The organism is Paraburkholderia sp. SIMBA_027 (genome assembly GCF_046535315.1).
GTDB classification, from domain to species: Bacteria; Pseudomonadota; Gammaproteobacteria; order Burkholderiales; family Burkholderiaceae; genus Paraburkholderia; species Paraburkholderia tropica.
In genome coordinates this window covers 1-248 of the sequence record NZ_JAWRWY010001289.1, presented here as the reverse complement: position 1 = coordinate 248, position 248 = coordinate 1, and the positions used below count along the sequence as shown (strand labels likewise).

General features: G+C 63.3%; 1 protein-coding gene. It reads left to right on the top strand.

The features are described 5' to 3' along the window. Window positions 1-18: 18 nt before the first annotated feature. A partial coding sequence (locus SB764_RS43310) for an SLC13 family permease (RefSeq protein ID WP_410867210.1) occupies window positions 19-248 on the top strand: 230 nt, incomplete at its 3' end.

The following is a 248-nucleotide window of genomic DNA, read 5'->3' as shown; positions in this document are numbered from 1 at the left end:
CTCGGGTTCGTGGTCGCGATGACAGTTGTCACCGAACTCGTCAGCGAGGCGGGCGCCTTCCAATGGATTGCCCGCCGGTTGCGGCAGTGGGGACGCGGTAGCAGCGTCCTTTTGTGGCTGCTCCTGGCGTTGTTCGCTACGCTGAGCACCGTTTTCCTGTCCCTTGATACGACGGCGGTGCTGCTCACCCCTGTGGTGGTAACGGTAACCCGGCAGGCAGGCTTGCCCGTCCTGCCGTTTGCGTTAAC